Below are 1,357 nucleotides of genomic sequence, written 5' to 3'. Positions count from 1 at the left end.
ATCAAGGTTATCGCAGTTGTCTGTAGCAATTGTCTTGGGTGTTATATAGTCAAGCCGCACGAGCAATTAGTACCGGTTAGCTCAACGCCTCGCAGCGCTTACACACCCGGCCTATCAACGTCCTGGTCTTGAACGGCTCTTCAGGAGGCTCGAGGCCTCGGGGAGATCTCATCTTGGAAGGGGCTTCCCGCTTAGATGCTTTCAGCGGTTATCCTGTCCGAACATAGCTACCGGGCAATGCCACTGGCGTGACAACCCGAACACCAGAGGTTCGTCCACTCCGGTCCTCTCGTACTAGGAGCAGCTTTCCTCAAATCTCCAACGTCCACGGCAGATAGGGACCGAACTGTCTCACGACGTTCTAAACCCAGCTCGCGTACCACTTTAAATGGCGAACAGCCATACCCTTGGGACCGGCTTCAGCCCCAGGATGTGATGAGCCGACATCGAGGTGCCAAACACCGCCGTCGATGTGAACTCTTGGGCGGTATCAGCCTGTTATCCCCGGAGTACCTTTTATCCGTTGAGCGATGGCCCTTCCATACAGAACCACCGGATCACTATGACCTGCTTTCGCACCTGCTCGACGTGTCTGTCTCGCAGTCAAGCGGGCTTGTGCCATTACACTAACCGCACGATGTCCGACCGTGCTTAGCCCACCTTTGTGCTCCTCCGTTACGCTTTGGGAGGAGACCGCCCCAGTCAAACTACCCACCACACAGTGTCCTCATCCCCGATCAGGGGACCAAGTTAGAACCTCAAACAGGCCAGGCTGGTATTTCAAGGTTGGCTCCACCCGAACTGGCGTCCGGGTTTCAAAGCCTCCCAGCTATCCTACACAAGCATGCTCAAAGTTCACTGTGAAGCTATAGTAAAGGTTCACGGGGTCTTTCCGTCTAGCCGCGGATACACCGCATCTTCACGGCGATTTCAATTTCACTGAGTCTCGGGTAGAGACAGCGCCCCCATCGTTACGCCATTCGTGCAGGTCGGAACTTACCCGACAAGGAATTTCGCTACCTTAGGACCGTTATAGTTACGGCCGCCGTTTACCGGGGCTTCGATCAAGAGCTTCGCGCAAGCGCTAACCCCATCAATTAACCTTCCGGCACCGGGCAGGCGTCACACCGTATACGTCCACTTTCGTGTTAGCACAGTGCTGTGTTTTTAATAAACAGTCGCAGGGGCCTGGTATCTTCGACCGGCTTCCGCTCCACCCGCAGGGGCTTCACGTACACGCCGGCGTGCCTTCTCCCGAAGTTACGGCACCATTTTGCCTAGTTCCTTTACCCGAGTTCTCTCAAGCGCCTTGGGATTCTCACCCTGACCACCTGTGTCGGTTTGGGGTACGGTCCCG

At 55.6% G+C, this 1,357-nt stretch carries 1 rRNA gene; it reads right to left on the bottom strand.

The annotated features are described in order from the left end of the window. Window positions 1-45: 45 nt before the first annotated feature. Window positions 46-1,357: ribosomal RNA gene (locus tag BM036_RS19675) — 23S ribosomal RNA — on the bottom strand; the annotation flags it as partial.

Source organism: Marinobacter segnicrescens (assembly GCF_900111555.1).
Taxonomy (GTDB): domain Bacteria; phylum Pseudomonadota; class Gammaproteobacteria; order Pseudomonadales; family Oleiphilaceae; genus Marinobacter; species Marinobacter segnicrescens.
Note: the sequence above shows the minus strand (reverse complement) of the source record. Positions and strands in the feature narration are given on the sequence as shown.